At 59.1% G+C, this 719-nt stretch carries 1 protein-coding gene and 1 pseudogene; one reads left to right on the forward strand and one right to left on the reverse strand.

The window, feature by feature from the left end; genetic code table 11:
• Nucleotides 1-3: 3 nt before the first annotated feature.
• Nucleotides 4-291 carry a sulfatase-like hydrolase/transferase gene (locus QT222_RS00320; RefSeq protein WP_491475933.1) on the reverse strand — a complete coding sequence of 96 codons (288 nt, stop codon included), beginning with the start codon at nucleotides 289-291 and terminating at the stop codon, nucleotides 4-6.
• Nucleotides 292-492: 201 nt separating this feature from the next.
• Here QT222_RS00320 and QT222_RS00325 point away from each other — a divergent pair.
• Nucleotides 493-719: pseudogene (locus tag QT222_RS00325) on the forward strand (glycosyltransferase family 4 protein); the annotation flags it as partial.

Below are 719 nucleotides of genomic sequence, written 5' to 3' on the forward strand. Positions count from 1 at the left end.
GTCTTAGCCGTTGTCTCGAAGTACCTCTGCGAGAAGCGGCAGGTCCTCGTCCATCCACGGCATGCCGCCGGTGAATCCGGTTTCGGACGGCCAGCGTCCCGAAAAAAGCGTCCCGTGTGCGGGCGGTGTCCACGGCCCCGCGGAGAACGCGTTTTCGAACTGGACTCCTTCTTCTGCGACACGGTCGATATTCGGCGTCTCGACGGCGTCGCCACTGTAACAGGAGAGCGCATCCACTCGAAGCGTGTCAAAAATGAGGAGGACGACGTTCGGGCGGCGGACAGAGACCATATCGTCTGATTAGTTCTTCCCAATGATAAGTTGAAATATCTGTCATCGCCTGTGCGTGTCGTTGTCACGATATTCAAAACACCTTTGCACGACGGACCGTCCCCCGGAATCAACCAATCTCGGAGAACGAACTTCGACACCGCCATCTCCCGAACGTCCGCTTCCTTTTTATCCGATGCCGCGACTCGTTCAGGATATACTATGGACCTCGATTCCGCTCGCGTGGCCATGCTCTTTCAGGACCCGCACCCGGCACACCGGGGGTTCGCCGAGGCCATCGGCGCGGACCTCATCGACTTTCGCGGCTTCTCACCAGATATCCTCGGTGACGGTATCCCCGCCGACGTGGTCAACGGTGTTCGTGCCCCGAAATACGACGTCTACCTCGTCGAGGGTTCTCGACCGCTCTACGCCGCACTGGTCAACCG

The organism is Haloferax sp. s1 (assembly GCF_058382125.1).

Coding starts and splice junctions, on each gene's coding strand:
- QT222_RS00320 (WP_491475933.1), bottom strand. CDS start 291: ATGGTCTCTGTCCGCCGCCCGAACGTCGTCCTCCTCATTTTTGACACG.